This window comes from Streptomyces sp. NPDC091649, from assembly GCF_044756785.1.
Classification (GTDB): domain Bacteria; phylum Actinomycetota; class Actinomycetes; order Streptomycetales; family Streptomycetaceae; genus Streptomyces.
In genome coordinates this window covers 160,607-187,220 of record NZ_JBIVTR010000007.1, presented here as the reverse complement: position 1 = coordinate 187,220, position 26,614 = coordinate 160,607, and the positions used below count along the sequence as shown (strand labels likewise).

Below are 26,614 nucleotides of genomic sequence, written 5' to 3'. Positions count from 1 at the left end.
CGCGGCGAGCCCGCTCGTTCTTGAGGACGAGCACCGGCATGCCGTGGTTCGGCGTCCCGGGCGAAGGGCCGAAGGAGCACTGACGATGGGCGAGGGGTACGCATGACTGACACCGGCCAGATCCCGGGCGAGGGACTGCCGGAGAACGCAGGCATGGTGGAGCAGCCGGGCGTCCCCGCCCCGGACACGCACACCTTCCTCGACCCCTCCGAGCACACCCCCGAGGACGACGACCTCCTGCTGATGCCGGCTTCCCAGGGCGCCTGGAGCGAGCAGCAGGGCGCCGTGGCCCCCGCGCCGGGCGGGCCCGTCCCGCCGGCCGCCGTGGCCCAGCCCCCCGCGCCCGAGCACGGCGTGCGGCAGCCCCAGGTTCCCGCGCAGCAGGGCCAGGCGGCCCCCGCCGCCGAGACGCACGGCACCCACGAGTCCGGCGGCCGGGACTCCGGCTCCATGGACGTCGCCGGCGTGCGCGTCCCGGCGCCGGCCCCCGCACCCGTCGGCGTCCACGCGCCCGCCGCCCCCGCCCGTCGCCCCCTGCACCGGGGGCCGGCCTCCGGCGAGGCCCCGGCGTACGGCGGTACGCAGGGCGGCGTCGTGCGCTCCCTGGCCGACCGGGGCCCCGCCGGAGCCACCCGGACCGCCACTCCCGCCCGCCACGCGGGCCCGCAGACGACCGGCCCCGAGTACGTCGACGTCCCGCCCGAGGACTCCTCGGCCCTGCCGGGCCCGCAGCTGGGCGAGATCCCACCGCAGGCCGGCGCCCCGTGGGGGGCGCAGCCGCCGCAGCCGGAGCCGGAGCAGGCCCTGGCGGAGCCGGTGCCGGCCGAGCCGGCCGCCGCCGGGCCGACCGCTGACGAGGCGGCCCCCGAACCGGAGGGGGCCGTCGAACCCCGGCAGCCGGAGGCGGCGCCCGTCGTGGCCGAGCAGCCCGAGGCCGAGCCGCCGGTCGTGGCCGAGCAGCCCGTCGAGGCGGCGGCCCAGCCGCCAGGGGCCGAGCAGCCCGTTGAGGCGGGGCAGCCGGTTGAGGCCGAGCAGGCGGTTGAGGCGGGGCAGCCGGTTGAGGCCGAGCAGGCGGTTGAGACCGAGCAGCCGGTTGAGACCGAGCAGCCGGTTGAGGCCGAGCAGCCGGTTCGTCCTACAGAGCCGGTGGCCGTGACCGCCCCGGCGGCTCCGGTCGAGCAGCAGGACCCCTCGGCGCGGCAGGATCAGCAGGACCAGCCTGTGCCGTCCGCTGCCCCTGCGCAGCCCGAGCCGTCCCCTCAGGCTGTCCTGGCCGCCCCGGCGGGCCAGGCGGCCCCCGCGGACCAGGTCGCCCCGGCAGACCAGGTGGCCCCGGCCGATCACGCCGATCAGGCCGTCGCGGCAGAAACGGTCGTCCCCGAGCCGGCCGCCGTGGAGCCCGCCCCCGCCGGAGCGGGTGCCGTCCCGGAGCCGGAGCCGGAGCCGGAGGCGGGCCGGCCGGAGGCTCCGGCGGTCGCACCTGTCCAGCTCCCGGCGGACGAGGCGGCCACACCCCGGACGGCGGAGCCGCAGCCTGGTGTCGCCATGGTCCCGGAGCCCGCAGCGCAGGCCGTCCCGGCGCACACCGTCGCCCCCGAACCCCAGGCCCCGGCGCCGGGCCCGCCCGCCGTCGAGCCGGTGGCTCAGCCCGAGCAGGCTCAGCCCGTCGCCGAGCCGGCCGCCGAGCCGGTTCCCGCCACAGCGGCGGCGGCCGAGACTCCGGAGCCCGCCGCGGCGGAGCCGGTGGCCGGGTCGCCCGCGTCCCAGCCCGTACCGCCCGAGCCCGTCGCGGAGGCGGCTGCGGCGACCGCGGAGTCCACAGAGCCCGTGGTGGAGGCCCCGGCCGGGGCGGAGCGTACGGAGGGAGCGGACACGCCGGAGCCGACGGCCCAGCAGCTCCCCACCCCGGAGCCGACGGCCCAGCAGCTCCCCACCCCGGAGCAGGAGGCGACCCCCGCGCCCGACCCGGAAGCCGCGCCCGCCCCGGAAACCTCGGCCGAGCCGGGACAGGGAACGGCGGCGGAATCGGCGCACGTGGCCGCGCCCGACGCCGAGGACGGCACCGGCCCCGAGATCATCGAGACGCCGGAGCTGCCGGAGCCCGGTCGACAGGCCGCCGACCAGCGGGCACAGGCCGAGGCCCCGCAGCCGGCCGAAGCCGCGCAGCACACCGAAACGCCCGAGCACACCGAAGCTCCGCAAGGCACCGAAGCACCTCAGCACACCGAAGCACTCCAGCAGGCAGAGGCGCCTCAGCAGCCCGTGACGGAGCAGCGGCCCGAGGAGCCCGCCGAGCCGTTCACCCCGCCCGCCCCCGGTTACGACGACGCCGAACGGGAAGCGGTGCTCCGGGTCATGCGTGAGCGCCGGGACATCCGCAACGGCTTCCGCAGCGACCCGATTCCGCACGAGGTCCTGCTCCGGGTACTGGAGGCGGCGCACACGGCGCCGAGCGTCGGCCACTCGCAGCCGTGGGACTTCGTCGTCATCCGCTCCGCGGAGACCCGTCGCTCCATGCACGAACTGGCCCAGAGCCAGCGCGACGCCTACGCCAAGTCGCTGCCCAAGGGCCGGGCGAAGCAGTTCAAGGAACTGAAGATCGAGGCGATCCTCGACACCCCGGTCAACATCGTCGTGACCGCCGATCCCACCCGCGGCGGCCGCCACACCCTCGGGCGGCACACCCAGCCGCAGATGGCGCCGTACTCCTCGGCCCTCGCCGTCGAGAACCTGTGGCTCGCCGCCCGCGCCGAGGGTCTCGGCGTGGGCTGGGTCAGCTTCTTCGACGAGCGGGAGATGGTCCGCGCGCTGGGCCTCCCCGAGCACCTGGAAGTGGTGGCCTACCTCTGCGTCGGTTACGTCGACGAGTTCCCCGAGGAGCCCGAGCTGATGCAGGCGGGCTGGTCCAAGCGCCGCCCGTTGTCGTGGGTCGTCCACGAGGAGACGTACGGCCGTCGCGCCCTGCCCGGCGCCGAGCCCCACGACCTGCTCCAGGAGACGATCTCCGCGATCCGTCCGCTGGACGCGAAGGCGCTCGGCGAGGCGTGGGAACGCCAGAAGCGGATGACGAAGCCCGCCGGCGCGCTCGGCATGCTGGAGATCATCTCCGCGCAGCTGTCCGGGCTGTCCCGGATGTGCCCGCCGCCGATCCCGGAGCCCGCCGCCGTCGCGATCTTCGCCGGCGACCACGGGGTGCACGCCCAGGGCGTCACCGCCTGGCCGCAGGAGGTCACCGCGCAGATGGTGGCGAACTTCCTGGGCGGCGGAGCCGTCTGCAACGCCTTCGCGGCCCAGGTCGGCGCGGAGGTCTGCGTGGTGGACGTCGGCGTGGCCTCGGACCTCCCCGCGACCCCCGGCCTGCTGCCCCGCAAGGTGCGGCCCGGAACGGCGGACTTCACCACCGGACCCGCGCTCAGCCGCGAAGAGGTCCTGGCCGCGATCGAGGTGGGCATCGAGACGGCCCGCGACCTGGTGGCGGCGGGCAACAAGGCCCTCCTCACCGGCGAGATGGGCATTGCCAACACCACCGCGTCGGCCGCGCTGATCTGCGTGTACACCGGGAGCGACGCCTCCGAGGTGACCGGCCGGGGGACCGGCATCAACGACGAGATGCACGCCCGCAAGGTCGACGTCGTCCGCCGCGCCCTCGACCTGCACCAGCCGGACCCGGCCGACCCGATCGGCGTGCTCGCGGCGGTCGGCGGCCTGGAGCACGCGGCGATGGCGGGCTTCCTCCTCGGCGGGGCCTCCCTGCGTACGCCGGTGATCCTGGACGGCGTGAGCGCGGGCGCGGCCGCCCTGGTCGCCCGAGCCATCGCCCCCGAGGCACTGGCCGCCTGCATCGCCGGCCACCGCAGTGCCGAGCCCGGCCACGTCGCCGCCCTCAACAAGCTGGGTCTGCGCCCCCTGGTCGACCTCGACCTCCGGCTGGGCGAGGGCACGGGCGCGCTCCTGGCGCTCCCCATCGTGCAGAGCGCCGCGCGCGCGATGCACGAGGTGGCGACGTTCGACTCGGCGGGCGTGACGGAGAAGTAGCCCCTGTCCGGCCCACGAGGGGCGGGGGCGGGGCCCGGGAGGGAAGCCGGGTTCCGGGAGGGGGCGGGCTGCGCGAGGCCCGCCCCCTCCCGCCCGGCACCGGGGCCCCGCCCCGCATCGGGACTCCCCGCCCCGGCGTCCTGGCCCCGATGGGCGCCCGGGCCCCGGACCGCCCTCCCCAGGGGCCGCCCCCGGGGCCCGCCCACCGCCACCCCGTATCGTGTCCCCCACCCGGGACCCCCGGCTTTCCGCACGTCACAGCCGCTCCACCGCCGCAGCGGCCCCTACGCAGCACCCGCACGAGGAGCCCGTACCGCCATGGCCGAGCACGCAGACCACGCCGACCGCGCAGGTCACGCAGACCGCGCCGACCACCCCGCGTACCTTGTCGGGCTCCGCCTGCACGGCCGCCGCGTCGTCGTCGTCGGCGGCGGACAGGTCGCGCAGCGCAGGCTGCCGCAGCTCGTCGCCACCGGGGCCGTCATCACGCTCGTCTCCCCGTCCGCGACGCCCTCCGTCGAGGCCATGGCGGACGCCGGGGAGATCCGCTGGGAGCGCCGCCGCTACCAGGACGGCGACCTCGCCGACACCTGGTACGCCCTGATCGCCTCCTCCGACACCACGGCCAACGACGCCGCCTCCGCCGAGGCCGAGCGCACCCGCACCTGGTGTGTCCGGGCCGACGACGCCGAGGCCGCCACCGCCTGGACCCCGGCCACCGGCCGCAGCGAGAACGTGACCGTCGCCGTCCTCACCACCACCTCCCAGGGCCGCGACCCCCGGCACTCCGCCGCCATCCGCGACGCCATCGTCGAAGGACTGCGCGACGGCACCCTCACCGCCCCGCACCACCGCACCCGCGCCCCCGGCGTCGCCCTCGTCGGCGGCGGCCCCGGCGACCCGGACCTGATCACCGTCCGCGGCCGCCGCCTCCTCGCTGAGGCCGACGTGGTCATCGCCGACCGCCTCGGCCCCCGGGACCTGCTCGACGAACTCCCGCCGCACGTCGAGGTGATCGACGCCGCGAAGATCCCGTACGGCAGGTTCATGGCCCAGGAGGCGATCAACCAGGCGCTCATCGAGCACGCCAAGGCCGGCAAGTCCGTGGTCCGGCTCAAGGGCGGCGACCCGTTCGTCTTCGGCCGCGGCATGGAAGAAGCCCAGGCGCTGGCCGCCGAGGGCATCGCCTGCACGGTCGTCCCCGGCATCTCCAGCACCATCTCCGTCCCCGGAGCCGCCGGCATCCCGGTCACCCACCGAGGCGTCGCCCACGAGTTCACCGTGGTCAGCGGCCATGTCGCCCCCGAGGACCCGCGCTCGCTGGTCGACTGGGAGGCCATCGCACGGCTGCGTGGCACCCTCGTCCTGCTGATGGCCGTCGACAAGATCGGCGCCATCGCCGCCGCCCTGATCGCCCACGGCAAGGACCCGGCCACCCCGGTCGCCCTCGTCCAGGAGGGCACCACCGCCGCCCAGCGCCGGGTCGACGCGACCCTCGCGGACGTCGGCGAGCGCGTGGTCGCCGAGGACGTGCGCCCGCCCGCCGTGATCGTCATCGGCGAGGTCGTCGCGGTCGGCCCGCACTCCGCACCGAGGACCGCCCCGGACCCGGCCGAGTAGCCGGCGGCGATGTAACCCGCGGTTACGTACCTCCATCCCAGGCGTTGGCATCACACACCGGACAAGGCAGTATCACCCTGTGGCAGATCTCATCACCGTCGACGACCCCGACGACCCACGGCTGAGCGACTACGTCGGCCTGACCGACGTCGAGCTGCGACGACGCCGAGAGCCCGCCGAAGGTCTCTTCATCGCCGAGGGCGAGAAGGTCATCCGCCGCGCCCGGCAGACCGGGTACGAGATGCGGTCCATGCTGCTCTCCGCCAAGTGGGTCGACGTCATGCGGGACGTCATCGACGAGGTCCCGGCCCCGGTGTACGCCGTCGCCCCCGAGCTGGCCGAACGGGTCACCGGCTACCACGTACACCGCGGTGCGCTCGCCTCCATGCAGCGCAAGCCGCTGCCCGCCCCCGACGAACTGCTCGCCACCGCCCGCCCGACGGCTGCCATGGAATCGGTGAACGACCACACCGACGACGGCGCTGTGTTGGCTTTGGGGCTGCACGAAGGTGCAAGCCGGCGCGTCGCCGTCTTCGAGGACATCGTCGATCACGCGAATCTGGGAGCTGCCTTCCGCAACGCGGCCGCTTTGGGCGTGGACGCCGTCTTCCTCACGCCACGCTGTGCTGACCCCCTCTACCGACGGGCCGTGAAGGTGTCGATGGGCGCCGTTTTCCACGTCCCCTGGACCCGGCTGACCTCTTGGCCGGAGGACGTCGAGCTGTTCCGCCGGCACGGCTTCGTGACGGCTGCCCTGTGCCTCGGCGAGAAGTCGATCTCGATAGACGAACTGGCCGCCCGCCGGTACGAGAAGCTGGCGCTCATGCTCGGTACCGAAGGCGATGGACTGTCGATCGGCGCCCTACGCGCGGCCGATGAATGGGTCCAGATCCCGATGGCAGCAGGAGTGGACTCCCTCAACGTCGCCGCGGCCTCCGCCGTGGCCTTCTACGCGACGAAGCCCCGGTAGGCCGCAACGCTGCGAGCCGCACCTCAAGGGATCGCCGGTGATCAAGCGCCACGAGGCGCGCTGTCGGCCGGCGTCGGGCGCAGCCCGGCACGGCGGCGGCCGTCGCCTTCGACGCGGTGGCCACCGGCCGCCCGGAGAGCTGAGCGCGCAGGGCCGCACCGTACGGGGCGTCAGTACAGCCGCGCCGACCCCCGGACGGCGGGCCGGTCCCGGGCCTCCGCGCGCTCATGGCCGTCCAGTCGCTGATGTCCGCCCAGCGCCGACCGGGCCTGAGCCCGCGGCGCCCGGTCGCTCTGCTCGGTCCCCGCACCGGTCCCGTTCCCGCCCAGCCCGCGCGCCGGCCCCTGGCAGCCCTGCGCCGCCGCGATGCCCAGCGCCACCAGCAGCGTCACCACGACGAACACCACCAGCCGCTGGCGCAGCAGCCGCGGATTGGCCGGACGCCTTCCCGCCGAGGTCGTGCGGCCCCCGGAGCGGGTCCCCGGCCGGCCGTTCGTCCCGGCCGGCGGGCCCTGCCGCTTCCCCCCGGAACGCGTCGTTTCGCGCGACGCCTGCCGCGGACGCGAGCCACCGGTGCGCGGCGGCCCCGAACGCACGGGCGCCCCGCGCCTGCTCGGCCGGGGGCGGGAGGAGGGCGGCCCTTCCGAACGGCGGGTCTGCTGATCGGCGTACGGATCGGCCATCCGCCCGGTCGGCCGGTCGGCGTTCTGGGCGGAGCGCTGGGCGGGCGGCCGGCTCTCGTGCAGCCCCTGCGCCTCGCGCGCCGCGATCTCCTTGAGCCGCATGGACAGTTGCAGCGTGCTCGGCCGCTCCTCCGGGTCCTTCGCCAGACAGGCGCGCACCAGCGGGGCCAGCGCGTCGTGCACCTCGTGGAGCTGCGGCTCCTCGTGCACGACGCGGTACAGCATCACCTCGGAACTGCCGTGCCCGAAGGGGGAGTCGGCCATCGCCGCGTACGCCAGCGTCGCGCCGAGCGAGAAGACGTCCGTCGCGGGCGTCACGGCCGCGCCCCGCACCTGCTCGGGCGCGAGGAACCCGGGCGACCCCACCGCCGTACCGACATGGGTGAGCGTGCTCGCCCCGGTCGCCCAGGCGATGCCGAAGTCGATGATGCGGGGGCCCTTGGGGGAGAGGAGGATGTTCGACGGCTTCAGGTCGCGGTGGACCACCCCCGCCTCGTGCACCGCCACCAGGCCCTCGGACAGCGCGGCTCCGATCGAGGCGACCTCGGCGGCGGCCAGCGGGCCCTCCTCGGCGACCTTGTCGTGCAGCGAGGGGCCGGGCACGTACTGTGTCGCGAACCACGGGCGGTCCGCCTCCAGATCGGCGGCGACCAGCCGGGCCGTGCAGCCGCCCCGGATCCGCCGGGCCGCCGACACCTCGCGCGCGAACCGCGAACGGAACTCCTGATCCTCCGCCAGGTCGGGCCGGATCACCTTGAGCGCGACCCGCTGGCCACGCCGGTCGGAGCCGAGGTAGACGACGCCCATGCCGCCCGCGCCGAGTCGCCGGTGCAGCCGGAACGAGCCGACGAGACGCGGGTCCTCGCGCCGGAGCCGCATCATCGCCATCGTCTGCCCATCCCCGCTGCCTGATCCGCCTGACGACGCACAGCTTACGTACCCCGTGCCCGACGCGCTCAGAGGCCGCGCCCTCACCGGGGATTCGATTGTCGGTGCCCGGCGGGAGAGGCGAAGAGGAGGCAGGGCGCGGCGGATCCGGACGCCCCGGTCGTCCGGCCCGCCCAAGGGACCACCGGGCAAGGGGGATTGGATCCACGCGGTGACACCGGGAAGCGGCCGTCGCGGAGGCCGCGACCACCGCCCCGGCCCGCGGTGCGACGGCGTCCCGGTCGGCCCCCGACGGGCCGGCCGCCGACCGGGACGACGGACGTGAGTGAAGTCACCCGCGCGGCGGGTTCCACGGCAGGCGGACACGCGGCGGACAGGCCCGGGCGACCCCTCCGGGATGACCCCAACCTCCGCTGCCCCGTCTCCACCCAGCGGAGTACGCCGGCAGACGCCTGCTCATCCTCCGGGAGGCCCGGGATTCGGTACGCGGGCATGACGCCCTGTGCTCGCCGCTTACCTAATGTTGAGGTCAAGCGGCGGGCGCGGCACTCGTCCCCCGAGGTCACACGCCCGCCGCTTCCCATCAGGTCAGGAGAAGGAACCATGTCGGACACGGCAGCGCGGACGATGGTCCGTATGCGAGGACGCAGGGCGTACGCCGCGTTCGGCGCCCGTTCGTCCGGCACCCGTCACCCCTTGGTGGCGACGGCGATGGTCCTTCCCCTGGCGGCCCTGCTCGCGGTCGTCTTCGGCGGCTGGGAAGCAGTGGTCACACATGCGTCGTCCGTGGCGGTGATGCTGGGGCGCTGAGCGGCGCCCGGGGGTCCGGAAGAGCGGTCCGGACCCACACATCCGGCCAACAGCCCCGTGGGGACGGGGGTGCGGCGGACGGCAGCGTTTGTCCGGTCAGCTGGGGAGCTGACCGGGCATCGCGCTGTCCGGGCCCGTGCGCTTCCCACCGGACGCGGCGGCCCGGCCGGCCCCGCCGGGTGCGCAGCACGGCGCCGGGCGGGCCTGCTTCCGGGCGGATGCTCGCTTCCGGCCCGGTCGGCCTCCCGCGTTACGCTCACGGCGGGACCGGTGCCACGGCCGGGCCGACCGCCGCCGGGGGAGCCGTTGACCACCACCCAGACCTCAGTCGTCCATGACCTGGGCGCCCTCGCGCACCGCCTCGTCCACCCCGCCAGGACGCGTTGCGTGTGCGGGCCGCCGGAGGTCCTCGCGGACCGGTCCGACGGCACGGTGGTCCGCAGCGGCGCGATCGTCGCGAAGGCCCACGCCGCCGGCACCGACCGCGGGGCGCTGGCGGCCCGGCTCGCCCTGGCCGCCGCCCCGCAGCTCGCCGGAATCCTGCTCGCGCCGCTCACCGCCGCCGAGAACCCGGAGTTCTCCGGTTCCGCCCCCGGGCTTCCGGAGTCGCCCGGACGCCCCGCGTCCGCCCCGCGCCCGGTCACCCTCTGGCCGCTCGGCACGCCCGTCGACCCCACCGACCCGGACGCGGCCCCCTGGGCCGAGGCGGCCGTGCTGCTCGCCCGCCTCCACCGGACGGCACCCCCGTTCCCGCTCCCGCCGATGCGCGGGCCGGCCAAGGCTGCCCGGGCCGTCGCCCGGATGCGTGCCGCCCTCCCCGGCGACCCGGCCGTCCCGCCCGTGCTGACCGCCTGGCAGGCCCTGCCCGGCTGGGCCCGCGGCGAGGGGCCGGCGCCCGCGCGGAGGGCCGGCTTCCTGTGTCACGGGGACCTGCACCTCGGCCAGCTCGTACGCCACCCCGCACCGGACGGGCCCTGGCTGCTCATCGACGTGGACGACGCGGGAGCCGGCGATCCGGCCTGGGACCTCGCCCGGCCCGCCGCCTGGTACGCGGCCGGACTCCTGGCCCCCGAGGACTGGTCCGCCTTCCTGGACGCCTACCGGTCCGCCGGGGGCCCGGCGGTTTCCGCCACCGGGAGCCCCTGGCCCGAACTGGACGTCCCGGCCCGCGCGCTGACGGTGCAGACGGCGGCCCTCGCCCTGGCCAAGGGCGCCGCGGAGCGGCGTGAACCGGACGAGCTCGAACAGCTGATGATCGCATCCTGTGCCCGAATCGCTACGCTGCCGCCCGAGTTGACCGTCGACCGCACGTCGTAGGGTGAACGGACCGTGGCCGGGCAGGCATTCCGGCGACGGCACAACGAGGGCGAGGAGCCGAGTAGATGATGCAGTGCCCGAAGTGCCACGCGCAGATGAACACGTACAACCGCAACGGCGTCCAGATCGAGCAGTGCAGCGGCTGCCGGGGGATATTCCTCGACTACGGCGAGCTGGAGTCGCTGACCCGCCTGGAGTCCCAGTGGTCCCAGCAGGCTCCGCCCGCGCCCCCCGCCCCCGGCGGCTACCCGGCAGCTCCCGCCCCGCAGGCGTACCCGGCCGCTCCCGCCCCCGGCGCCTATCCTCCCGCCGCCCACGCCCCCGCCTGGGGCGCACCGCAGCACGGCGGGCACCACGGCCACCACCGCCAGAAGGGCTTCGGCCGGATGCTGTTCTCGTCCTGAGCGATCCTCCGCGGGCCGGCGGTCCCCGTGCCGCCGGGCCACGGAGGCGTGCAACCGTACGACGAAGAACCCCCGGTCGTGGAGACGACCGGGGGTTTCGATGGTGCGCGATACTGGGATTGAACCAGTGACCTCTTCCGTGTCAGGGAAGCGCTCTCCCGCTGAGCTAATCGCGCAGGGTGACCCTGCGTGTACTGCGTGCGCGATACTGGGATTGAACCAGTGACCTCTTCCGTGTCAGGGAAGCGCTCTCCCGCTGAGCTAATCGCGCGGGTGTCCTTGCGGACCGATAATCCTTGCGGATCAGTGGACGATACTGGGATTGAACCAGTGACCTCTTCCGTGTCAGGGAAGCGCTCTCCCGCTGAGCTAATCGTCCTTGGAGGTGGAGACGGGATTTGAACCCGTGTAGACGGCTTTGCAGGCCGTTGCCTCGCCTCTCGGCCACTCCACCAGGGGTGGGGGTTCGGGAAGAATCCCCCACCTTCTGCGAGCGGACGACCAGGTTCGAACTGGCGACCTCAACCTTGGCAAGGTTGCGCTCTACCAACTGAGCTACGTCCGCTTGTCCTTGTCCGGAGCGCTTGCGCGTCCCGGCGACGTGTTGAACTCTAGCGGATTCCTGGGCCAGTACAAAAACGCGTTTGTGCAGCGTGCTGCGGTGGCCTCGCCCCGACGCGGGTCACCCGCACCGTCCTAGACTCATTTGTGTGCCCGACCTCGCCCCCCTGGCCCGCTTCGGCGGCCTCATCGCCTCCGGTCTGCAGGATGTGACCCACGATCCCGCGGCTCTCGACTCGTCGGGTTTCTGGGCGGTATGCGCCGATTTTGAAGGCCGTACCGTCTGCGCCCGCTTCTCCGAGGTGCGCGAGGAACCGGTGCCCCCGCCCGTGCCGGGAGCCTGGCGCGGGCCCGCCGCCGGGGGCTGGGCCTCCTCACTGGACCGTGACGCCTACACGGCGGGCGTACGGCGGATCCGTGAACACATCGCGGCGGGCGACGTCTACCAGGCCAACCTCTGCCGGGTGCTGTCCGCACCGCTCCCCGGCGGCGGGGCCGACGCGGACGTCGACGCCCTGACCTCCCTCCTCGCCCGCGGCAACCCCGCCCCGTACGCGGGAACGATCCGGCTGCCCGGCCACGGCGTGGAGGTGGCCACCGCGTCCCCGGAGCTGTTCCTCCGGCGCGAGGGGCGGGTCGTGGAGTCCGGGCCGATCAAGGGCACCGGCCGGACCGAGGGCGACCTGCTGCCGAAGGACCACGCGGAGAACGTGATGATCGTGGACCTGGTCCGCAACGACCTGGGCCGGGTCTGCGCCACCGGAAGCGTGAGCGTTCCCGATCTCTGTGTCGTGGAGAAGCACCCGGGGCTCGTCCACCTCGTCTCCAGCGTCCGGGGCCGGCTGGCCGACGGGGCGGGCTGGCCCGAGCTGTTCTCGGCTGCCTTTCCGCCCGGCTCGGTCACCGGGGCGCCGAAGTCCAGCGCGCTGCGGATCATCGCCGAGCTGGAGCGGGCCCCGCGCGGTCCCTACTGCGGTGCGGTCGGCTGGGTCGACGCCGACCGGGGCACCGCCTCCCTCGCGGTGGGCATACGGACGTTCTGGATCGACCGGACCGGCCCCGCGCCGTTGCTCCGGTTCGGGACCGGCGCCGGGATCACCTGGGGATCCGATCCGGAGCGTGAATGGGACGAGACCGAGCTCAAGGCATCCCGGTTGCTCGCTGTAGCGTCAGGTGTGTTCGAGGAGACGGGAAGGACCGCGATATGAGGATCTGGGTCAACGGCGGACTGCGGAACGCCGACGACGCCCGGCTGTCGGTGCTCGACCACGGGCTGACCGTGGGCGACGGCATCTTCGAGACGGTGCGTACGAGCGAGGGGCGTCCCTTCGCGCTGACCCGGCACCTGGACCGCCTCACCCGGTCCGCCCGGGGGCTGGGCCTGCCCGATCCGGACCACGACGAGATCCGCCGCGCCGCCGCCGCGGTCGTCGACGCCAACCCCGTCGCCCTGGGGCGCCTGCGGATCACCTACACCGGCGGCCTGTCCCCGCTCGGCTCCGACCGGGGCACCGACGGGCCGAGCCTCGTCGTCGCCCTCGACGGGGTGAGCCGCCGCCCGGACAGCACGGCGGTGATCACCGTCCCGTGGACGCGCAACGAACGGGGCGCGCTCGCCGGCCTGAAGACCACCTCGTACGCCGAGAACGTCGTCGCCCTGGCACGGGCGCGGCGACGGGGCGCGTCCGAGGCGCTGTTCCCGAACACCGCCGACCGCCTCTGCGAAGGCACCGGCTCCAACGTGTTCGTCGTCCTGGACGGCCGCGTCCACACCCCGCCGGTGGCCTCCGGCTGCCTCGCCGGGATCACCCGCGCACTGGCCGTCGAGTGGACCGGGGCGGAGGAGACCGACCTGCCGATGGACGTGCTCGCCGAGGCCGACGAGGTGTTCCTGACCTCGACGCTCCGCGACATCCAGGCGGTGCACCGCGTGGACGACCGCGATCTCGGCGCGGCCCCCGGGCCGGTGACGGCGAAGGCGATGCGGATCTTCGCCGAGCGGGCCGCCGACGACCTCGACCCGTGACAGGACCCGACGGCGCCGAAAAGCGCGTGACGCGGCGGCGCGCAGGGGATACAAACCCTTGATGACCACGACACTCCGGCCGTCCGGGCCGCTTCAGCAAGGCGCCGACGGTGCGCGGGCCCGTCACTACGACGTGTGCGACAACGGGCGGCCCGTCGGCACCGTCTTCATCAGCACCGACGACGCGTTCGGCGCGACCGCCGGGGTGCTGGGCCCGCTCGGCATCGACGAGGCCGGCCGGAGGCGCGGCCGGGGCACCATCGCCGCGCTCGCCGCCGAGGAGGCGCTGCGGGGGTGGGGCTGCACCCGGGTACGGGTGGAGGTTCCGGCCGGCAACGACCCCGCCCGGCGCCTCGCGACCGCCCTCGGCTACACCGAACGCAGCCGCAACATGATCAAGAGCCTCGGCCCGGATTCCGCGCCGCTGCCCGCCGGCCTCGGGTCGCGGGCGATGAGCGGGGAGGAGTTCGCCGCCTGGGAGCGCGACGCGGTGCGGACGTACGCGCGGGACTGGACCGATCGCGGAGTGCCGCCCGAGCAGGCCCGGCGCAAGTCCGAGTCCGACCACGCCGCCCTTCTGCCGGACGGACTGGCGACCGAGGGGACGGGCTTCCGGGTGCTGGTGGACGGGGGCGTGGTCGTCGGCCATGTGTGGGTGGCCCTGCGGGAACTGTCACCGGGCCGCCCGGCTGGATACGTCTTCGACGTCGAGGTGCGTGAGGAGCACCGGGGCCGGGGGCACGGCCGGGCCCTGATGCTGCTCGCCGAGGACGTCACCCGGGAGTGGGGCGCGGACCGCCTCGGCCTGCATGTCTTCGCGTCCAACACCCCGGCGCTGCGGCTGTACGAGTCCCTCGGCTACACGACGACGCGGTACAACATGGCCAAGCCGTTGTGACGGGAGTCCCGGCGCTCCCGGTCCTCCGGCCGTCGGCGCTCCACTCGCCGACTCCGGCCGCGGCCGACGGCTGCCGTCCGCTGTCGACCGCTAGCGACGGCTATCGGCCGCCGCCCTGCTCGGCCAGGGTGCGGTCGACGATCTCCTCGATCCGTTCGCGCAGCCCGTCCTGGCTCTTGCCGCCGTCCAGCCGCTCGTCACCGATCACATAGGTCGGCGTGCCGGTGACGCCGATCGCCTTGCCCTCCGCCTGGTCGGCGTCGACGAGCAGCAGGTGCCGGCCGTCGATCAGCGCCGTGTCGAACTCCTCGGCGTCCAGGCCCAGTTCCCGCGCCACATCCAGGAGCAGCGGCTCGCCCGTGCGGCCGAGATCGGCGGTGCGGGACAGGAGGGCCTCGATGTACGGCCAGCCCTTGCCCCGGTCCGTCGCCTCCTCGGCGGCCTGCGCCGCGGCGTAGGCGTGCTTGTGCTTGTCCAGCGGGAAGTGCCGCAGCCGGATCTCGAGGCGGTCCCCGTAGCGGGCGCGCAGGGCGTGTACGTCGTCGAGGGCTCGGTGGCAGTCGGGGCATTCGAGATCGCACCAGAGGTCGAGGACGACCGGTGCCGCAGGGGTGGAATCGCTCATGCGCCCAGTCTTTCAGGCCGGGCGGACGCGACCCAATCCGGACCCGGGGCACCCCCTGGGGAGGAGTCCGGCCCTGAAATGACCCTGAGGTGGACCGCCGCCGTGGCCCCGAAGGCGGTCGCCGGTGCAGGATGGAAGGGACGTATCCCCTGCGCGTGGAGGCCCCGATGCTTGCCGAGACCATCTGTTCCGCGGCGTCGGCGGCCGGTCTGGGCATCGCCGCGGTCACCGCCTACCGCAAGAGGTTCCTCACGGCGACGAGGATCGCCGCCTACGCGCTCGTCCCGGTCGGGCTCGTGCTCACCGGGGTCGTCGAGTGGGTCGCCGGGATCGCCTTCAAGCCGAGTGTCTGGATCGGCTTCGGGGTGCTCGGCCTCTCCTGGCTGCTGTTCATGACCACCCGCGCCATCGAGCGCCGCGGCGGCACCACTCGCGCGGAACGCAAGGCCGCGCGGGCCGCCGGCCGGAACGAGGCGGTCGCCCCGGGCGCCTCCGCCCCCTCGCTCGGCGCGGGCGGCGCGGCAGCGCCCCCGGCCGCCGAGCCGCAGGCCGGGCCGCGGAAGAAGCGGGAGGCCGCCGCGCCCGGCGACGACTTCAGCGACATCGAGGCGATCCTCAAGAAGCACGGCATCTGAGGCGTCGGCCGGTTCCGGGGCCAGGCGTTCGGGCCGACGGTCCGAACACCTGACGGCGACCCGCACGCCGGATCGATTACCGATGGCCACGGGACGGTGAACTCCCGGGGATGTGGCACCGGTTGATCGCCAACCGGGCCGCGGGTACGTCATGATCACCCCGAGATGGTGGACACTTCCCGGGGCGATGCCCCCGCACCCCCCGCCGAAGAGCCCCGCGGCTGTCTCTTCGCGCTCTCCCAGCCGCCCCTGATGATCTTCCTGACGGTGGTCGGGGGCCTGTTGCTGATGGCCGCCCTGCACGACCTCTTCGTGCTGTGACGGCTCACGCCCCTCTGCGGGGCGCCGCGGACGTCAGCCCGCGGCTTCCTTGCGCCGGGCCCGGTAGGCCGCGACGTGGAGCCGGTTCCCGCAGGTGCGGCTGGAGCAGTAGCGGCGGGAGCGGTTGCGCGACAGGTCGACGAACGCGTGCCCGCAGTCCGGCGCCTCGCAGCGTCGCAGCCGCTCCTGCTCGCCCGCCACGATGATGAAGGCCAGCGCCATGCCGCAGTCGGCCGCGAGGTGGTCGGCGATCGAGGCGTCGGGTGCGAAGTAGTGCACATGCCAGTCGTAGCCGTCGTGGTCGGTGAGCTGCGGGGTGGTCCCGGCCGCCGCGACGAGCCGGTTGACCAGGTCGGCGGCCGTACGGGGGTCGGGCGCCGCGAAGACCTCGGCGAACCGGGCCCGTACGTCGCGCACGGCGGCCAGGTCCCTGCCGCCGAGCGTGCCGACCCCGCTGATGAGATGCCGCTCCGCGAAGGCGTACAGCGCGGCGACGTCGGGGAGGCCGTCCTCGGACCCGCCCGCGGTGCCGAGTGCCGGGTCGTCCCGCGGCGGCTCGTTCTCCGGTGCGGTGTTCACCAGCTCGACCACCGTGTCGAGGGCGATCCGGGTGTCGTGAGGGATCAGCACGCTTCGCTCCCTGGCCTCCGGCGGGCGGGCGCCTGCCGATGGCGGCTGACTCTACTGGCTCGGCCCGCCGGCGCCCGGTCCGGTGCGCGCCCCGGCCGAGGAGCGGAAGCGGACCCTCCGGCTCCCGGGGGAGTGGTCGCAGGGGTGGGAGCGCACCGGCGCCGTCGCCGCGGTGGTTTCCGCGGCGCCGGCGCCGGTTTCTGTCCTATGCGGTTGTCGGCACGACGCCGTCGCCCCGAGTCGGACGGCGTAGAGCGGCTCTCTGCCTGGCTCAGCTTTCGGCCAGGATGTGGGAGAGCTCCGTGTCGAGATCGAAGTGACGATGCTCGGTGCCGGGCGGAACCGCGGCGTCGGTCCTTTTCAGGAACGACTCCAGGGCTCGCGCCGGGGCTTCGAGCAGGGCTTCTCCCTCCGGGGAGCTCAGGGCGATGCATACGACGCCTTGGCCGTGACTACGAGATGGCCAGACGCGGACGTCTCCGGTGCCGGTGGGCCGGTGCAGCCCCTCGGCAAGGAGGTCGCGGGCGAATACCCATTCGACCGTCTCCTCCGCTCCGGTGTGGAAGGTGGCGTGCACGGCATAGGGATCGGCCGTGTCATACCGCAGGCCCGCGGGTACAGGCAGTGAGGACTCGCTCGACACAACGAGGCGCAGGTGCAGCTCGCAGCTGACCGTGGTGTTCATAAGCGCCAGGGCCTTTCGCTCAGTGTGCGCTCGGGGATTCGCACGTCGGCGAAATCGACATGCCACCTACGGTGGCGTTGTAAACCCCTCTGTCCCATTTGTGATGCTTCAGGTCCCTCGCTCAGCGGCGTGTAACTTTGAGTTATGCACCCATTCCAGTGACGACGACGGGTCGGGTAAGTTGAGCTTCATGAACGCGGAGAGTGACGAGCGGAGCGAGGTCGCCGAGCAGGCGGCCCCGGCATCCGCCACGGGGGAATCGGACCGGGCGGAACGCGAGCTGGGCTCGCGGGCGCCGGGTTTCATCAAGGCGTCGAAAGCGCTGCATCTGAGCTGGCAGGTCGGCGTCTTCATCGTCGGCCTCGGCGTCGTGATCGCCGGGGTGCTCATGCTGGTGCTGCCCGGCCCCGGCTGGCTGGTGATCTTCGGAGGCATGGCGATCTGGGCGACCGAGTTCGTCTGGGCCCAGCTGGTGCTGCGCTGGACCAAGCGCAAGGTCACCGAGGCGGCGCAGCGGGCCCTCGATCCCAAGGTCCGGCGGCGCAACATCATCCTCACCACGGTGGGGCTCGTGATCATGGCGGTGCTCGTCGCGGTCTACGTCTGGAAGTTCGGACTCACCATGCCGTGGAAGATCAGCGAGTAGCCCGGGGACGGTCTCGGAGCGCCGCTGACATGGGGTAATGTTTGCGGTGCGCCCGGGCGATTAGCTCAGTGGGAGAGCGCTTCGTTCACACCGAAGAGGTCACTGGTTCGAACCCAGTATCGCCCACCCGGACAGAGGGCCCGGGAGACGGAAATCCGTCTCCCGGGCCCTCTGCGTTCGCCCGCTTCCCCGGGCCCGGGGGCCGCTGCGCACGGCACGCCCCGGGCCCGGCCGCGGCTCACCGCATCCGCCCCAGCGCGTCCTTCAGCCGGCGGGCGTCGCGCAGCCGCTGCTCGTACGTCGCTCCCACCCCCAGCAGCAGCAGCCCGGCCAGGGCCGGCGGCAGCCAGCGGGGGAGCGCCCCCGCCACCTGCACCACGTACGGCGCCAGCTCGTGCAGCCCGACCGACGCCAGCCCCGCTCCGCCGAGCAGCAGCAGCGCCTGGAGGCGGTGGCGCGCGCCCAGCAGCGTGACCACCAGCGCCGCCACCCCCAGCAGCAGCGGCCGGAGCCAGTCCGTGTCGGCCCAGGCGACCGCCAGGCTCGGCAGCAGCGTCGCCGCGAGCCCCGGCCCGTACGCCGTCCACGACGACGCCTCCGGGTCCCCGCGCCGCCGCAGCACCCCGACCGCCAGCGCGGGCACGGTCACCGGCAGCGTGTACGCCTCCGGGAACGACACCTCCGAGGCGGCCAGCCGCACCCAGGTCGCCACCACGAACAGCACCACCGCCAGGCAGCCCGCCACCCGCCGTCGCTCCGGCCGCACCGCAGCGCCCGCCGCCAGCACCCCGCACAGCGCCAGCACCAGGGCCGAAGACGGCCCGTCGGACGCCGCCGCCCCCACCGCGACCAGCGCCCCCAGCGCGCCCGTCAGCTCCACCGGCAACGCCACCGGGTCCCGCCGCAGCCGCGCCCCGAGCAGCACCGTCAGCGCGGGCACCAGAAGCACCAGCGGCGCGGCCTCGTGCGGGGCGAGGTCCAGGGACCGGCCGGCGAAGCCCGTGAGCACGGTGGCCCCCACCGCGGCGGCGACGGAGAACACCGCACGCGGCACCGCGTCCCCCGCCCGGACCGCCGCCCCGGCGAACAGCACCGCCAGCACGCCGAACACCGCGTAGGACGCCCCCTCGGACGCGAGCGACAGCAGCCCGGCGCTCGCCGCCCCGGACACCGCCGCCACCGACGCGGTCACCGGCACCGCCGCCGACGCGCCCCGACCGCTCCCCGCGCTCCGGACCGCCAGGACGAGCAGGGCGCCCACCAGCACCGTCCCACCGCCCACCGCGACCCCGTAGGGCACGTCCAGCACCGCCCCGGCCAGCAGCAGCGCAGCCCAGCCGAGCGCCGCCGCCGCCGCCCCGGCGGCCCCGCGCAGCACCGCGCCGGACGGCCTGCGAGCGGCGGCGCCGGCCCCGGCGGACCAGAGCGCGCCGGACCCGGCCCGCCCGTGCGCTCCGACCCCGTGCGACGCCGCCCCGCCCGACTGCGGCGTGCCCGGCTCCCCGCCCGTATCCGGCGCCCTGCGCACGGCCACCGGCCCGGCGATCCGCACCAGCGTCGGCCACCACCGGTACGCGGCCCCCAGCAGCACGGCCATCAGCGCCGACACCACCGGGGCCGCGGCCAGCTCCGTCCACGGCAGCGTCGACCCCAGCGCGGACCGGAAGCCCTCCGGCGGACCCGCCCACACGTCCGACAGCAGCGTCACCGGGCCCAGCAGCACCGTCGCGACCGGCGGTACTGCCCACACCAGGGCCCCGGCCACCACCGCGCCCGACGCCGCCAGCACCCCGTGTGCCGCACTCCCGGGCAGCCGTGTCCGCACGACCGCCGTCAGAGCGAGGCCGCACAGCAGGTACGGGAGAACCATCCACCCGTCCGGCACCGCCGCCGCCGGTACGCCGCCGACCGCTGCCACCGCCGCCAGGCCGCCCACCACGCCGCCCGCCCGGGCGAAGCCCCTCGGCGCGCGCCACGCCCCGGCCAGTGCCGCCGCCGCTGCCGCCAGCAGCAGCGCGCCGGGAGCCACCGCCGCGAGCGGCCCGGAGGCCGTCACGGACAGCGCCAGGCCCACCACCAGGGCCGAGAAGCCCATCACCGATCCGCCGACGCACGCCGTGACCCGCGCCCCGGCCCCCCTGCCGTACAGCGCGATCGTCCCGTCCAGCACCCCCGTGGCCAGCAGCACCCAGCCGACCACCAGCGCAGGCGCGCCGGCGGCCCACGCCCAGAGCAGCAGCGGCCACTGCGCCAGCACCACGGCGGCCGGCAACGGCAGACGCAGCTTGCCCAGCGCCAGCCCGTACACCGTCCACAGCGCCGCGAGCACCGCCGACGCGACGGCCGTGAAACCGAGCCCGTCCGTGTCGGGCGCGGCCACCGCGTGGACCGCGTAGACGTCCAGCAGTGTCAGCGCCAGGGCCACGGCCGTCAGCGCCTCGGCGGTGGCGGCCAGCCCCCGCCGCACCAGCAGCACCGGAGCGGTCAGCGTCCCCGCGGTCAGCGCCGTCAGCACGGCCGACCGGCCGCCGATCCCCATCGAGCCCCAGCTCACCAGCGTGAAGGCGACGGCGGCCACCGTCAGCAGCAGGCCGCCCAGTGTCAGCAGGACGTTCTGGACGCCGCGCGGGGCGGAGGGCCGCTTCGGCACGTGACCCCACGGCTGCGCCGGGGCGCCCGGCCGCCCGGCGGGAGGCGCCCCCCAGGCCGACGGGTTCCAGCCGGGCGCGGCCGCCGGCGCGGGCGGCCGCAGCGCGGCGAGCAGCCAGGCACGCCGGGTCAGCAGCTGGGCCCGGCGGGCGTCCAGCTCGGTCAGTTCCCGGTCGAGGCGGGCCAGTTCCTCGGCGGGCGGGGGCACGTGTTCCATGTACGGGAGTGTGGCCCCGGTCACGCGGCTCGCACATGCGCTCGGATACTCACTTCCCGGGCCCGGCGCACTGAGTAGGGCCCCGAGGGAAGGAGTTTGAACGAAGCCCGCGGAGCCCTGTATGGTTCAACCCGTTCCCGGGCGATTAGCTCAGTGGGAGAGCGCTTCGTTCACACCGAAGAGGTCACTGGTTCGAACCCAGTATCGCCCACCGGGGAAAGCCGGTCCGCCAGCATCACGCGGGCCGGCTTTCGCGTGTCCCGCCCCTTTCACCCCTGACGCCCGGCCCCTCACGCCGCGGCGGGCAGGTCCGGGCGCAGCGGCCAGGCCGGATCCACCCTTTCCGGTGTCCCGCTCTTCGCGAACCACGCCTCCAGACCACGCGCCTGGGCCGCGTGCCAGGTCGCCTGCAGGGTGTGCAGCTCGGACGGCGACAGCCGCTCCAGCCGGGCCGAGTAGCGCCGGCACACCGCCCGTACCAGCTCCAGCGAGGCGGTGGCGTCGGCCGCCGCGTCATGGGCCCCGTCGAGCACCACCTCATAGCGCGCGCACAGATCCGTGAGCGTGCGGCGGCCCTTGCGGTAGCGGTCCAGATGCCTGTCCAGCACCCGCGGGTCCACCACCCGCATCGGCGCCCCGTCGAGATACCGGGCCAGCGACGACGCCCGGTGCCGCTTCAGCTCCCGGTCCAGCAGCGTCAGGTCGAAGGGGGCGTTCATCACGACCAGCGGCCGGCCCGTCGCGCAGCTCTCCGTCAGCGAACGGGCTATCTCGTCCATCACCGGCGCCGGCCAACGCCCGTTGCGCTGGAGGTGGTCGTCGGTCAGACCGTGGATCTCGGCCGCCCCGGGCGGGACCGGAACCCCCGGATTGACCAGCCAGCGCGTGACGCGGACGCGACCGCCCGCGGTGTCCTGCGCGACGAGAGCGGCCGAGACGATCCGGTCCCGCTCGACGTCCACGCCCGTCGTCTCCGTGTCAAAAGCGGCCAGCGGCCCCTCGAACCAGTGCATCATCCCCGAACTCCTCGCACCCGCACGGCAGATGGAGTGATTCCTCTGCCCGTTATCGGTGATACCCGGGCTGTTTGCCTGATACGCCGTTTGCGGGCGGTCTGATGCGGTGACAACTCAGGTGAGGCACCGGGAAGTTGCCGCCGGTGCCCGTTGATCCGCCCAGCCCGCCACACCCGTCGGCAGACCACCTGCCATCGTTCGGCACGCCCGGAAGGCACACGGAGCCATGGCGCTCGCGCAGCCCGACCCCGGGGGACCCGCCCGCGCCGAGACCTTCGGGCCCCGGCTGCCGCAGCAGTTCGACGCGCCGCTGCGCGGCTCCCTCGCCACCACCGCCTGCATGGAGACCCTTCAGGTGGGCTATCTGCACGCCGTCGCGGCGGCGGCGGGCTGTTCCCTGTCCCAGCCCTTCCCCGACAACGGGATCGACTGGCACGTCAGCCACGGCGCCCCCGCCCACACCGTCGACGACGAAGTGACCATCAAGGTGCAGCTCAAGTGCACCTACCAGATACCGCCGCACCCGGCGGGCGGAGCGTTCCCCTTCACCCTCGACAACGCCCATCTCGTCAAGCTGGCCCGCACTCCGGTGTCGGTGCACAAGATCCTGGTCGTGATGCTGGTGCCCCGCAGCCAGGACGACTGGCTGCGGGCCGCACCCGGCGGCCTCGACCTGCGCCACTGCTGTTACTGGACCAACCTGGCCGGCCACGCGGTGACGGGCCGGTACCGGACCACTGTGCGCATCCCGACCTCGCGGATCTTCGACGACCGCGCACTCTGCGACATCATGGCCCGGGTCGGGGCCGGAGGGAGACCCTGATGCACCGGTCCACGGACGAGCCCACGGACGGAGCCGGACCGACCGCCGCCCGCTCGCACTTCACCCGCCCCCTGGCCGCCGCGGCCGGTACGGAGCCGCCCGATCCCGCCGTCCTCGCCGCCCTCCTGCGCCGGCACGGCTGGCGGCGGCGCGGGGGAGCGCCGGGACGCTACGGGCGCTGGACCCCGCCCGGATCCGCCGCCGGGGCCACCAGCCTGCTGGTGCCCGAGAGTGCGGCCTTCCCCGACAGCGGGGAACTGTTCGAGGAGGCCCTGGTCGCCCTCGGACGCAGCGCCGAACCATCGGCCCGCCACGTCCTCGTGGCCCTCACCGTGCCCGGCGACGAGATCCGCTGGTGGCGCGAGGGCCCCGAGTCGGCGGCCGTCGCGGGGGGCGCCTCGGGCTGGACCGAGGCGGAGGAGCTGCGGTCGGCCGCCCGGCAGGTCCTCATGGCCGGGGCCCTCGCGGCGCGCGGCCGGGCCGGCTACCACGGCGCCCGGCACCGCAGGAAGGCCCGCGCGGCCCTGGACGACGCCTTGATCGGGCCCGGAGCCGACGGCCGGCGTCTCACCGCGTACCTCCCCGTGGCCTCCGGACGCGCCGTCGCCGTCCGGCTGGGCCACGCCCTGCACGCCGCCCGCGAGGCGGTGGACTACCAGCGGGCCACCGGTGGCATGGCGGCCTTCGACAGCGCGGTCGCGGCGGGCGTCGGCCGGGAGCTGACCGAGGCGCTGATCACGCTGGTGCGCGGATCCGAGGGGGCCGGGATCGGTCTGCGGTGGGCGCCCGCCGCGGGCCCCCCGGACGGCTGCCCGGCCCGCCCCGAGCCCGTCGAGTTCTCCCCGGGCGACCTGCCCGCCCTGCGCGCCGCCGGAGCCCGCTACCTCCGCGACGAACCCGCCGTACAGGTGCGGCTGACCGGTGTCGTGGTCCGGCTGCGCCGCTCCGGGCCGCGCGGCGCCGGAATCGTACGACTGCGGGTGCTGGCCGGGGCGGAGGTCGCGCATGTCCGCGTGGAGCTGGACGAGGAGGCGTACCGCATCGCGGGCCACGCCCACCTCGTCGGGCTGCCGCTGCGGGTGGAGGGGCGGCTGGAGAACCGGGGCGGCTTCCGGCGGCTCACCGGGGCCTCGCAGGTCGCGCCCGTCCAGGTCGACGAGGCCGAACGCGACCGGCTGACGAAGGCCCTCCAGGAGAACGTCGACTCCTTCGAGGAGGCGTGCGCGGGGGAGGAGCCGTAGGGCCCGCCGCTCGGATCGGGCCGGGCTCGCGGGCCCCGGCGCCCTGATCCGAACGGCGGGCCCCGCCCCCTCGCGGAAGGCGTTCGCGTCGGGGGCGTACGGCTCGGTACGATTCGCATGGCTCAGCCATACGAAGGCGAGCGCCCCCTCAGTCAGGAGAGACCGGTGTCAGACGTCCGTGTGATCATCCAACGCGATTCCGAGCGGGAAGAGCACGTGGTGACGACGGGCACGACGGCCGGCGAGCTCTTCCCCGGTCAGCGCACCGTCGTCGCCGCGCGCATCGGCGGCGAGCTGAAGGACCTCTCCTACGAGCTCCGGGACGGCGAGAGCGTCGAGCCGGTGGAGATCTCCTCCGAGGACGGCCTCAACATCCTGCGCCACTCCACCGCGCACGTCATGGCCCAGGCCGTGCAGGAGCTCTTCCCCGAGGCCAAGCTCGGTATCGGCCCGCCGGTCAAGGACGGCTTCTACTACGACTTCGACGTCGAGAAGCCGTTCACGCCCGAGGACCTCAAGGCCGTCGAGAAGAAGATGCAGGAGATCCAGAAGCGCGGCCAGAAGTTCTCCCGCCGGGTCGTCTCCGACGAGGCCGCCCGTGAGGAGCTGGCCGACGAGCCGTACAAGCTGGAGCTCATCGGCATCAAGGGCTCCGCGTCCTCGGACGACGGCGCGGACGTCGAGGTGGGCGGCGGCGAGCTGACCATCTACGACAACCTCGACCCCAAGACCGGCGACCTGTGCTGGAAGGACCTCTGCCGGGGTCCGCACCTGCCCACCACCCGGTTCATCCCGGCGTTCAAGCTGATGCGCAATGCCGCCGCGTACTGGCGCGGCAGCGAGAAGAACCCGATGCTCCAGCGCATCTACGGCACGGCCTGGCCGACCAAGGACGAGCTGAAGGCCCACCTGGAGTTCCTGGAGGAGGCCGCCAAGCGCGACCACCGCAAGCTCGGCAGCGAGCTGGACCTCTTCTCCTTCCCCGACGAGATCGGCCCCGGCCTCGCGGTCTTCCACCCCAAGGGCGGCGTCATCCGCCGGGCCATGGAGGACTACTCGCGCCGCCGTCACGAGGAGGAGGGCTACGAGTTCGTCTACTCGCCGCACGCCACCAAGGGCAAGCTCTTCGAGAAGTCCGGCCACCTGGACTGGTACGCCGACGGCATGTACCCGCCCATGCAGCTCGACGACGGGGTGGACTACTACCTCAAGCCGATGAACTGCCCGATGCACAACCTGATCTTCGACGCGCGCGGCCGTTCCTACCGCGAACTGCCGCTACGCCTCTTCGAGTTCGGCACGGTGTACCGGTACGAGAAGTCGGGCGTCGTGCACGGCCTGACCCGCTCGCGCGGCTTCACGCAGGACGACGCGCACATCTACTGCACCAAGGAGCAGATGGCCGAGGAGCTCGACCGCACGCTCACCTTCGTGCTGAACCTGCTCCGCGACTACGGGCTCACCGACTTCTACCTGGAGCTGTCCACCAAGGACCCGGAGAAGTACGTCGGCTCGGACGAGACCTGGGAAGAGGCCACCGAGACGCTGCGCCAGGTCGCCGAGAAGCAGGGGCTGCCCCTGGTCCCGGACCCGGGCGGCGCCGCGTTCTACGGGCCGAAGATCTCCGTGCAGTGCAAGGACGCCATCGGCCGTACCTGGCAGATGTCGACCGTGCAGCTCGACTTCAACCTGCCGGAGCGCTTCGACCTGGAGTACACCGGCCCGGACGGCTCCAAGCAGCGCCCGGTCATGATCCACCGTGCCCTGTTCGGCTCCATCGAGCGCTTCTTCGCCGTGCTCCTGGAGCACTACGCGGGCGCGTTCCCGGTCTGGCTCGCTCCGGTCCAGGCCGTCGGCATCCCGATCGGCGACGCCCACATCCCCTACCTCCAGGAGTTCGCCGCCAAGGCGCGCAAGCAGGGGCTGCGGGTGGACGTGGACGCCTCGTCCGACCGGATGCAGAAGAAAATCCGCAATCAGCAGAAGGCCAAGGTGCCCTTCATGATCATCGCTGGTGACGAGGACATGGCCAACGGCGCCGTCTCCTTCCGCTACCGCGACGGTTCGCAGGAGAACGGCGTCCCGGTCGAGGAGGCCCTCGCCAAGATCGCGAAGGCCGTCGAGGACCGCGTACAGGTCTGATCCGCACGCGGGAACGGCCCCCGCAGCGCGCCCCGCGCTCCGGGGGCCGTTCCTCGTCCGCCCGGATGGACGGCGGGGACGCCGAGCGGGGCGGCGGGCGGCCGGGCGGCACGGCCCCGGCGACACGCTCCTCCGGGGTGACGCAATATGCTGATCGGCATGACGAGTGAGCCGGAGCAGCAGATCGGCGTGGGGACGCCCGACGCATTCCAGCGTCTGTGGACCCCCCATCGGATGGCGTACATCCAGGGCGAGAACAAGCCGAGCGGCCCGGGCGCCGAGGACGGCTGTCCGTTCTGTTCGATCCCCGCGAAATCCGACGAGGACGGGCTCGTCGTGGCGCGCGGCGAGCGCGTCTACACGGTGCTGAACCTGTATCCGTACAACGGCGGCCACCTCATGGTCGTGCCCTACCGCCACGTGGCCGACTACACCGAACTGGACGGCCCGGAGACGGCTGAGCTGGCGGACTTCACCAAGCGGGCGATGGTGGCTCTGCGGGCGGCCTCCGGGGCGCACGGCTTCAACATCGGCATGAACCAGGGCTCCGTGGCCGGCGCCGGGATCGCCGCGCACCTGCACCAGCACCTGGTGCCGCGCTGGGGCGGAGACACCAACTTCATGCCGGTCATCGGCCACACCAAGGTGCTGCCGCAGCTGCTGGGCGACACCCGGGCGATGCTGGCCGACGCCTGGCCGACGGGCGAACTGCCGGCCCGCTGAGCACGGGACGCGGAAGGGGAGGCCCGCCGGAGTGGTCCGGCCCGGGCCT

Annotated in this window: 22 protein-coding genes and 7 tRNA genes; 18 read left to right on the top strand and 11 right to left on the bottom strand. The window is 74.2% G+C overall.

Annotated elements, in window-relative coordinates:
- Positions 1–102: 102 nt before the first annotated feature.
- From cobT to ACIQMU_RS15330, 3 genes are all read left to right on the top strand, one after another.
- Positions 103–4,035 (top strand): nicotinate-nucleotide--dimethylbenzimidazole phosphoribosyltransferase, encoded by a 3,933-nt coding sequence (gene cobT / locus ACIQMU_RS15340; protein ID WP_402688994.1) that lies wholly within the window; start codon positions 103–105, stop codon positions 4,033–4,035.
- A gap of 318 nt (positions 4,036–4,353) precedes the next feature.
- Positions 4,354–5,655 carry a uroporphyrinogen-III C-methyltransferase gene (cobA, locus tag ACIQMU_RS15335; RefSeq protein WP_352241616.1) on the top strand — a complete coding sequence of 434 codons (1,302 nt, stop codon included), beginning with the start codon at positions 4,354–4,356 and terminating at the stop codon, positions 5,653–5,655.
- A 79-nt stretch (positions 5,656–5,734) separates the two neighbouring features.
- The gene (locus tag ACIQMU_RS15330) at positions 5,735–6,625 is read left to right on the top strand and encodes an RNA methyltransferase (protein ID WP_352241615.1); all 891 of its coding nucleotides are present in this window, start codon (positions 5,735–5,737) and stop codon (positions 6,623–6,625) included.
- A gap of 170 nt (positions 6,626–6,795) precedes the next feature.
- On the opposite strand, the gene ACIQMU_RS15325 is transcribed toward ACIQMU_RS15330, so the two are convergent.
- Positions 6,796–8,196 (bottom strand): serine/threonine-protein kinase, encoded by a 1,401-nt coding sequence (locus ACIQMU_RS15325; RefSeq protein ID WP_352241614.1) that lies wholly within the window; start codon positions 8,194–8,196, stop codon positions 6,796–6,798.
- 603 nt (positions 8,197–8,799) lie between these two features.
- Here ACIQMU_RS15325 and ACIQMU_RS15320 point away from each other — a divergent pair.
- The 3 genes from ACIQMU_RS15320 (at position 8,800) to ACIQMU_RS15310 (ending at position 10,727) form a co-directional block, all read left to right on the top strand.
- Positions 8,800–9,006 carry a hypothetical protein gene (locus tag ACIQMU_RS15320; RefSeq protein ID WP_352241613.1) on the top strand — a complete coding sequence of 69 codons (207 nt, stop codon included), beginning with the start codon at positions 8,800–8,802 and terminating at the stop codon, positions 9,004–9,006.
- A 306-nt stretch (positions 9,007–9,312) separates the two neighbouring features.
- Positions 9,313–10,323 carry a phosphotransferase enzyme family protein gene (locus ACIQMU_RS15315; protein WP_402688993.1) on the top strand — a complete coding sequence of 337 codons (1,011 nt, stop codon included), beginning with the start codon at positions 9,313–9,315 and terminating at the stop codon, positions 10,321–10,323.
- A gap of 65 nt (positions 10,324–10,388) precedes the next feature.
- Positions 10,389–10,727 carry a zf-TFIIB domain-containing protein gene (locus tag ACIQMU_RS15310; protein ID WP_356730929.1) on the top strand — a complete coding sequence of 113 codons (339 nt, stop codon included), beginning with the start codon at positions 10,389–10,391 and terminating at the stop codon, positions 10,725–10,727.
- 101 nt (positions 10,728–10,828) lie between these two features.
- Here ACIQMU_RS15310 and ACIQMU_RS15305 read toward each other — a convergent pair.
- The 5 genes from ACIQMU_RS15305 to ACIQMU_RS15285 form a co-directional block, all read right to left on the bottom strand.
- Positions 10,829–10,903: transfer RNA gene (locus ACIQMU_RS15305), tRNA-Val, on the bottom strand.
- Between the two features lie 23 nt (positions 10,904–10,926).
- A tRNA-Val gene (locus tag ACIQMU_RS15300) sits at positions 10,927–10,998 on the bottom strand.
- Between the two features lie 36 nt (positions 10,999–11,034).
- Positions 11,035–11,106, bottom strand: a tRNA-Val gene (locus tag ACIQMU_RS15295).
- A gap of 1 nt (position 11,107) precedes the next feature.
- A tRNA-Cys gene (locus tag ACIQMU_RS15290) sits at positions 11,108–11,181 on the bottom strand.
- 38 nt (positions 11,182–11,219) lie between these two features.
- A tRNA-Gly gene (locus ACIQMU_RS15285) sits at positions 11,220–11,292 on the bottom strand.
- A 145-nt stretch (positions 11,293–11,437) separates the two neighbouring features.
- On the opposite strand from ACIQMU_RS15285, the gene ACIQMU_RS15280 reads away from it, so the two are divergent.
- The 3 genes from ACIQMU_RS15280 (at position 11,438) to ACIQMU_RS15270 (ending at position 14,212) form a co-directional block, all read left to right on the top strand.
- On the top strand, positions 11,438–12,496 hold the full coding sequence (locus tag ACIQMU_RS15280) for a chorismate-binding protein (protein ID WP_352241610.1): 1,059 nt from the start codon (positions 11,438–11,440) through the stop codon (positions 12,494–12,496).
- Entirely contained in the window at positions 12,493–13,314 is an 822-nt protein-coding gene (locus ACIQMU_RS15275; RefSeq protein ID WP_402688992.1) for an aminotransferase class IV, read from the top strand. Before ACIQMU_RS15280 ends, ACIQMU_RS15275 begins: the two co-directional genes overlap by 4 nt.
- 61 nt (positions 13,315–13,375) lie before the next feature.
- Positions 13,376–14,212, top strand: coding sequence for a GNAT family N-acetyltransferase (locus ACIQMU_RS15270; RefSeq protein ID WP_402688991.1), 837 nt, complete (start codon positions 13,376–13,378; stop codon positions 14,210–14,212).
- Between the two features lie 100 nt (positions 14,213–14,312).
- Here the strand turns inward: ACIQMU_RS15270 and ACIQMU_RS15265 are convergent, their stop codons facing one another.
- Complete coding sequence (locus tag ACIQMU_RS15265; protein WP_352241606.1) at positions 14,313–14,837, bottom strand: DsbA family protein; 525 nt, start codon at positions 14,835–14,837, stop codon at positions 14,313–14,315.
- A 167-nt stretch (positions 14,838–15,004) separates the two neighbouring features.
- Here ACIQMU_RS15265 and ACIQMU_RS15260 point away from each other — a divergent pair, with 167 nt between their 5' ends.
- Complete coding sequence (locus ACIQMU_RS15260; protein ID WP_352241605.1) at positions 15,005–15,472, top strand: hypothetical protein; 468 nt, start codon at positions 15,005–15,007, stop codon at positions 15,470–15,472.
- Positions 15,473–15,637: 165 nt separating this feature from the next.
- Positions 15,638–15,793, top strand: a complete 156-nt coding sequence (locus tag ACIQMU_RS15255; RefSeq protein ID WP_176711576.1) for a hypothetical protein — start codon at positions 15,638–15,640, stop codon at positions 15,791–15,793.
- A gap of 33 nt (positions 15,794–15,826) precedes the next feature.
- Here ACIQMU_RS15255 and ACIQMU_RS15250 read toward each other — a convergent pair whose 3' ends face one another.
- Both ACIQMU_RS15250 and ACIQMU_RS15245 read right to left on the bottom strand, forming a co-directional pair.
- Positions 15,827–16,423 (bottom strand): CGNR zinc finger domain-containing protein, encoded by a 597-nt coding sequence (locus ACIQMU_RS15250; RefSeq protein WP_402688990.1) that lies wholly within the window; start codon positions 16,421–16,423, stop codon positions 15,827–15,829.
- A gap of 271 nt (positions 16,424–16,694) precedes the next feature.
- Entirely contained in the window at positions 16,695–17,108 is a 414-nt protein-coding gene (locus ACIQMU_RS15245) for an SsgA family sporulation/cell division regulator (protein WP_003959770.1), read from the bottom strand.
- 190 nt (positions 17,109–17,298) lie between these two features.
- Here ACIQMU_RS15245 and ACIQMU_RS15240 point away from each other — a divergent pair, with 190 nt between their 5' ends.
- On the top strand, positions 17,299–17,754 hold the full coding sequence (locus ACIQMU_RS15240; protein WP_352241603.1) for a TIGR02611 family protein: 456 nt from the start codon (positions 17,299–17,301) through the stop codon (positions 17,752–17,754).
- Positions 17,755–17,808: 54 nt separating this feature from the next.
- Positions 17,809–17,880: transfer RNA gene (locus ACIQMU_RS15235), tRNA-Val, on the top strand.
- Between the two features lie 112 nt (positions 17,881–17,992).
- Here ACIQMU_RS15235 and ACIQMU_RS15230 read toward each other — a convergent pair.
- On the bottom strand, positions 17,993–20,620 hold the full coding sequence (locus tag ACIQMU_RS15230; protein ID WP_402688989.1) for an SCO7613 C-terminal domain-containing membrane protein: 2,628 nt from the start codon (positions 20,618–20,620) through the stop codon (positions 17,993–17,995).
- 139 nt (positions 20,621–20,759) lie between these two features.
- On the opposite strand from ACIQMU_RS15230, the gene ACIQMU_RS15225 reads away from it, so the two are divergent.
- A tRNA-Val gene (locus ACIQMU_RS15225) sits at positions 20,760–20,831 on the top strand.
- Positions 20,832–20,910: 79 nt separating this feature from the next.
- Here ACIQMU_RS15225 and ACIQMU_RS15220 read toward each other — a convergent pair.
- Entirely contained in the window at positions 20,911–21,636 is a 726-nt protein-coding gene (locus ACIQMU_RS15220; protein ID WP_352241601.1) for a 3'-5' exonuclease, read from the bottom strand.
- A gap of 226 nt (positions 21,637–21,862) precedes the next feature.
- Between ACIQMU_RS15220 and ACIQMU_RS15215 the strand changes: the two genes are divergently transcribed.
- From ACIQMU_RS15215 to ACIQMU_RS15200, 4 genes are all read left to right on the top strand, one after another.
- A complete protein-coding gene (locus ACIQMU_RS15215) occupies positions 21,863–22,459 on the top strand; it encodes a DUF4365 domain-containing protein (RefSeq protein ID WP_352241600.1) in 597 nt (198 codons plus the stop codon).
- Positions 22,459–23,700 (top strand): hypothetical protein, encoded by a 1,242-nt coding sequence (locus ACIQMU_RS15210; RefSeq protein ID WP_352241599.1) that lies wholly within the window; start codon positions 22,459–22,461, stop codon positions 23,698–23,700. Before ACIQMU_RS15215 ends, ACIQMU_RS15210 begins: the two co-directional genes overlap by 1 nt.
- A 165-nt stretch (positions 23,701–23,865) precedes the next feature.
- Positions 23,866–25,842 (top strand): threonine--tRNA ligase, encoded by a 1,977-nt coding sequence (thrS, locus tag ACIQMU_RS15205; protein WP_352241598.1) that lies wholly within the window; start codon positions 23,866–23,868, stop codon positions 25,840–25,842.
- 147 nt (positions 25,843–25,989) lie between these two features.
- Entirely contained in the window at positions 25,990–26,565 is a 576-nt protein-coding gene (locus tag ACIQMU_RS15200; RefSeq protein ID WP_352241597.1) for an HIT domain-containing protein, read from the top strand.
- Positions 26,566–26,614: the final 49 nt, after the last annotated feature.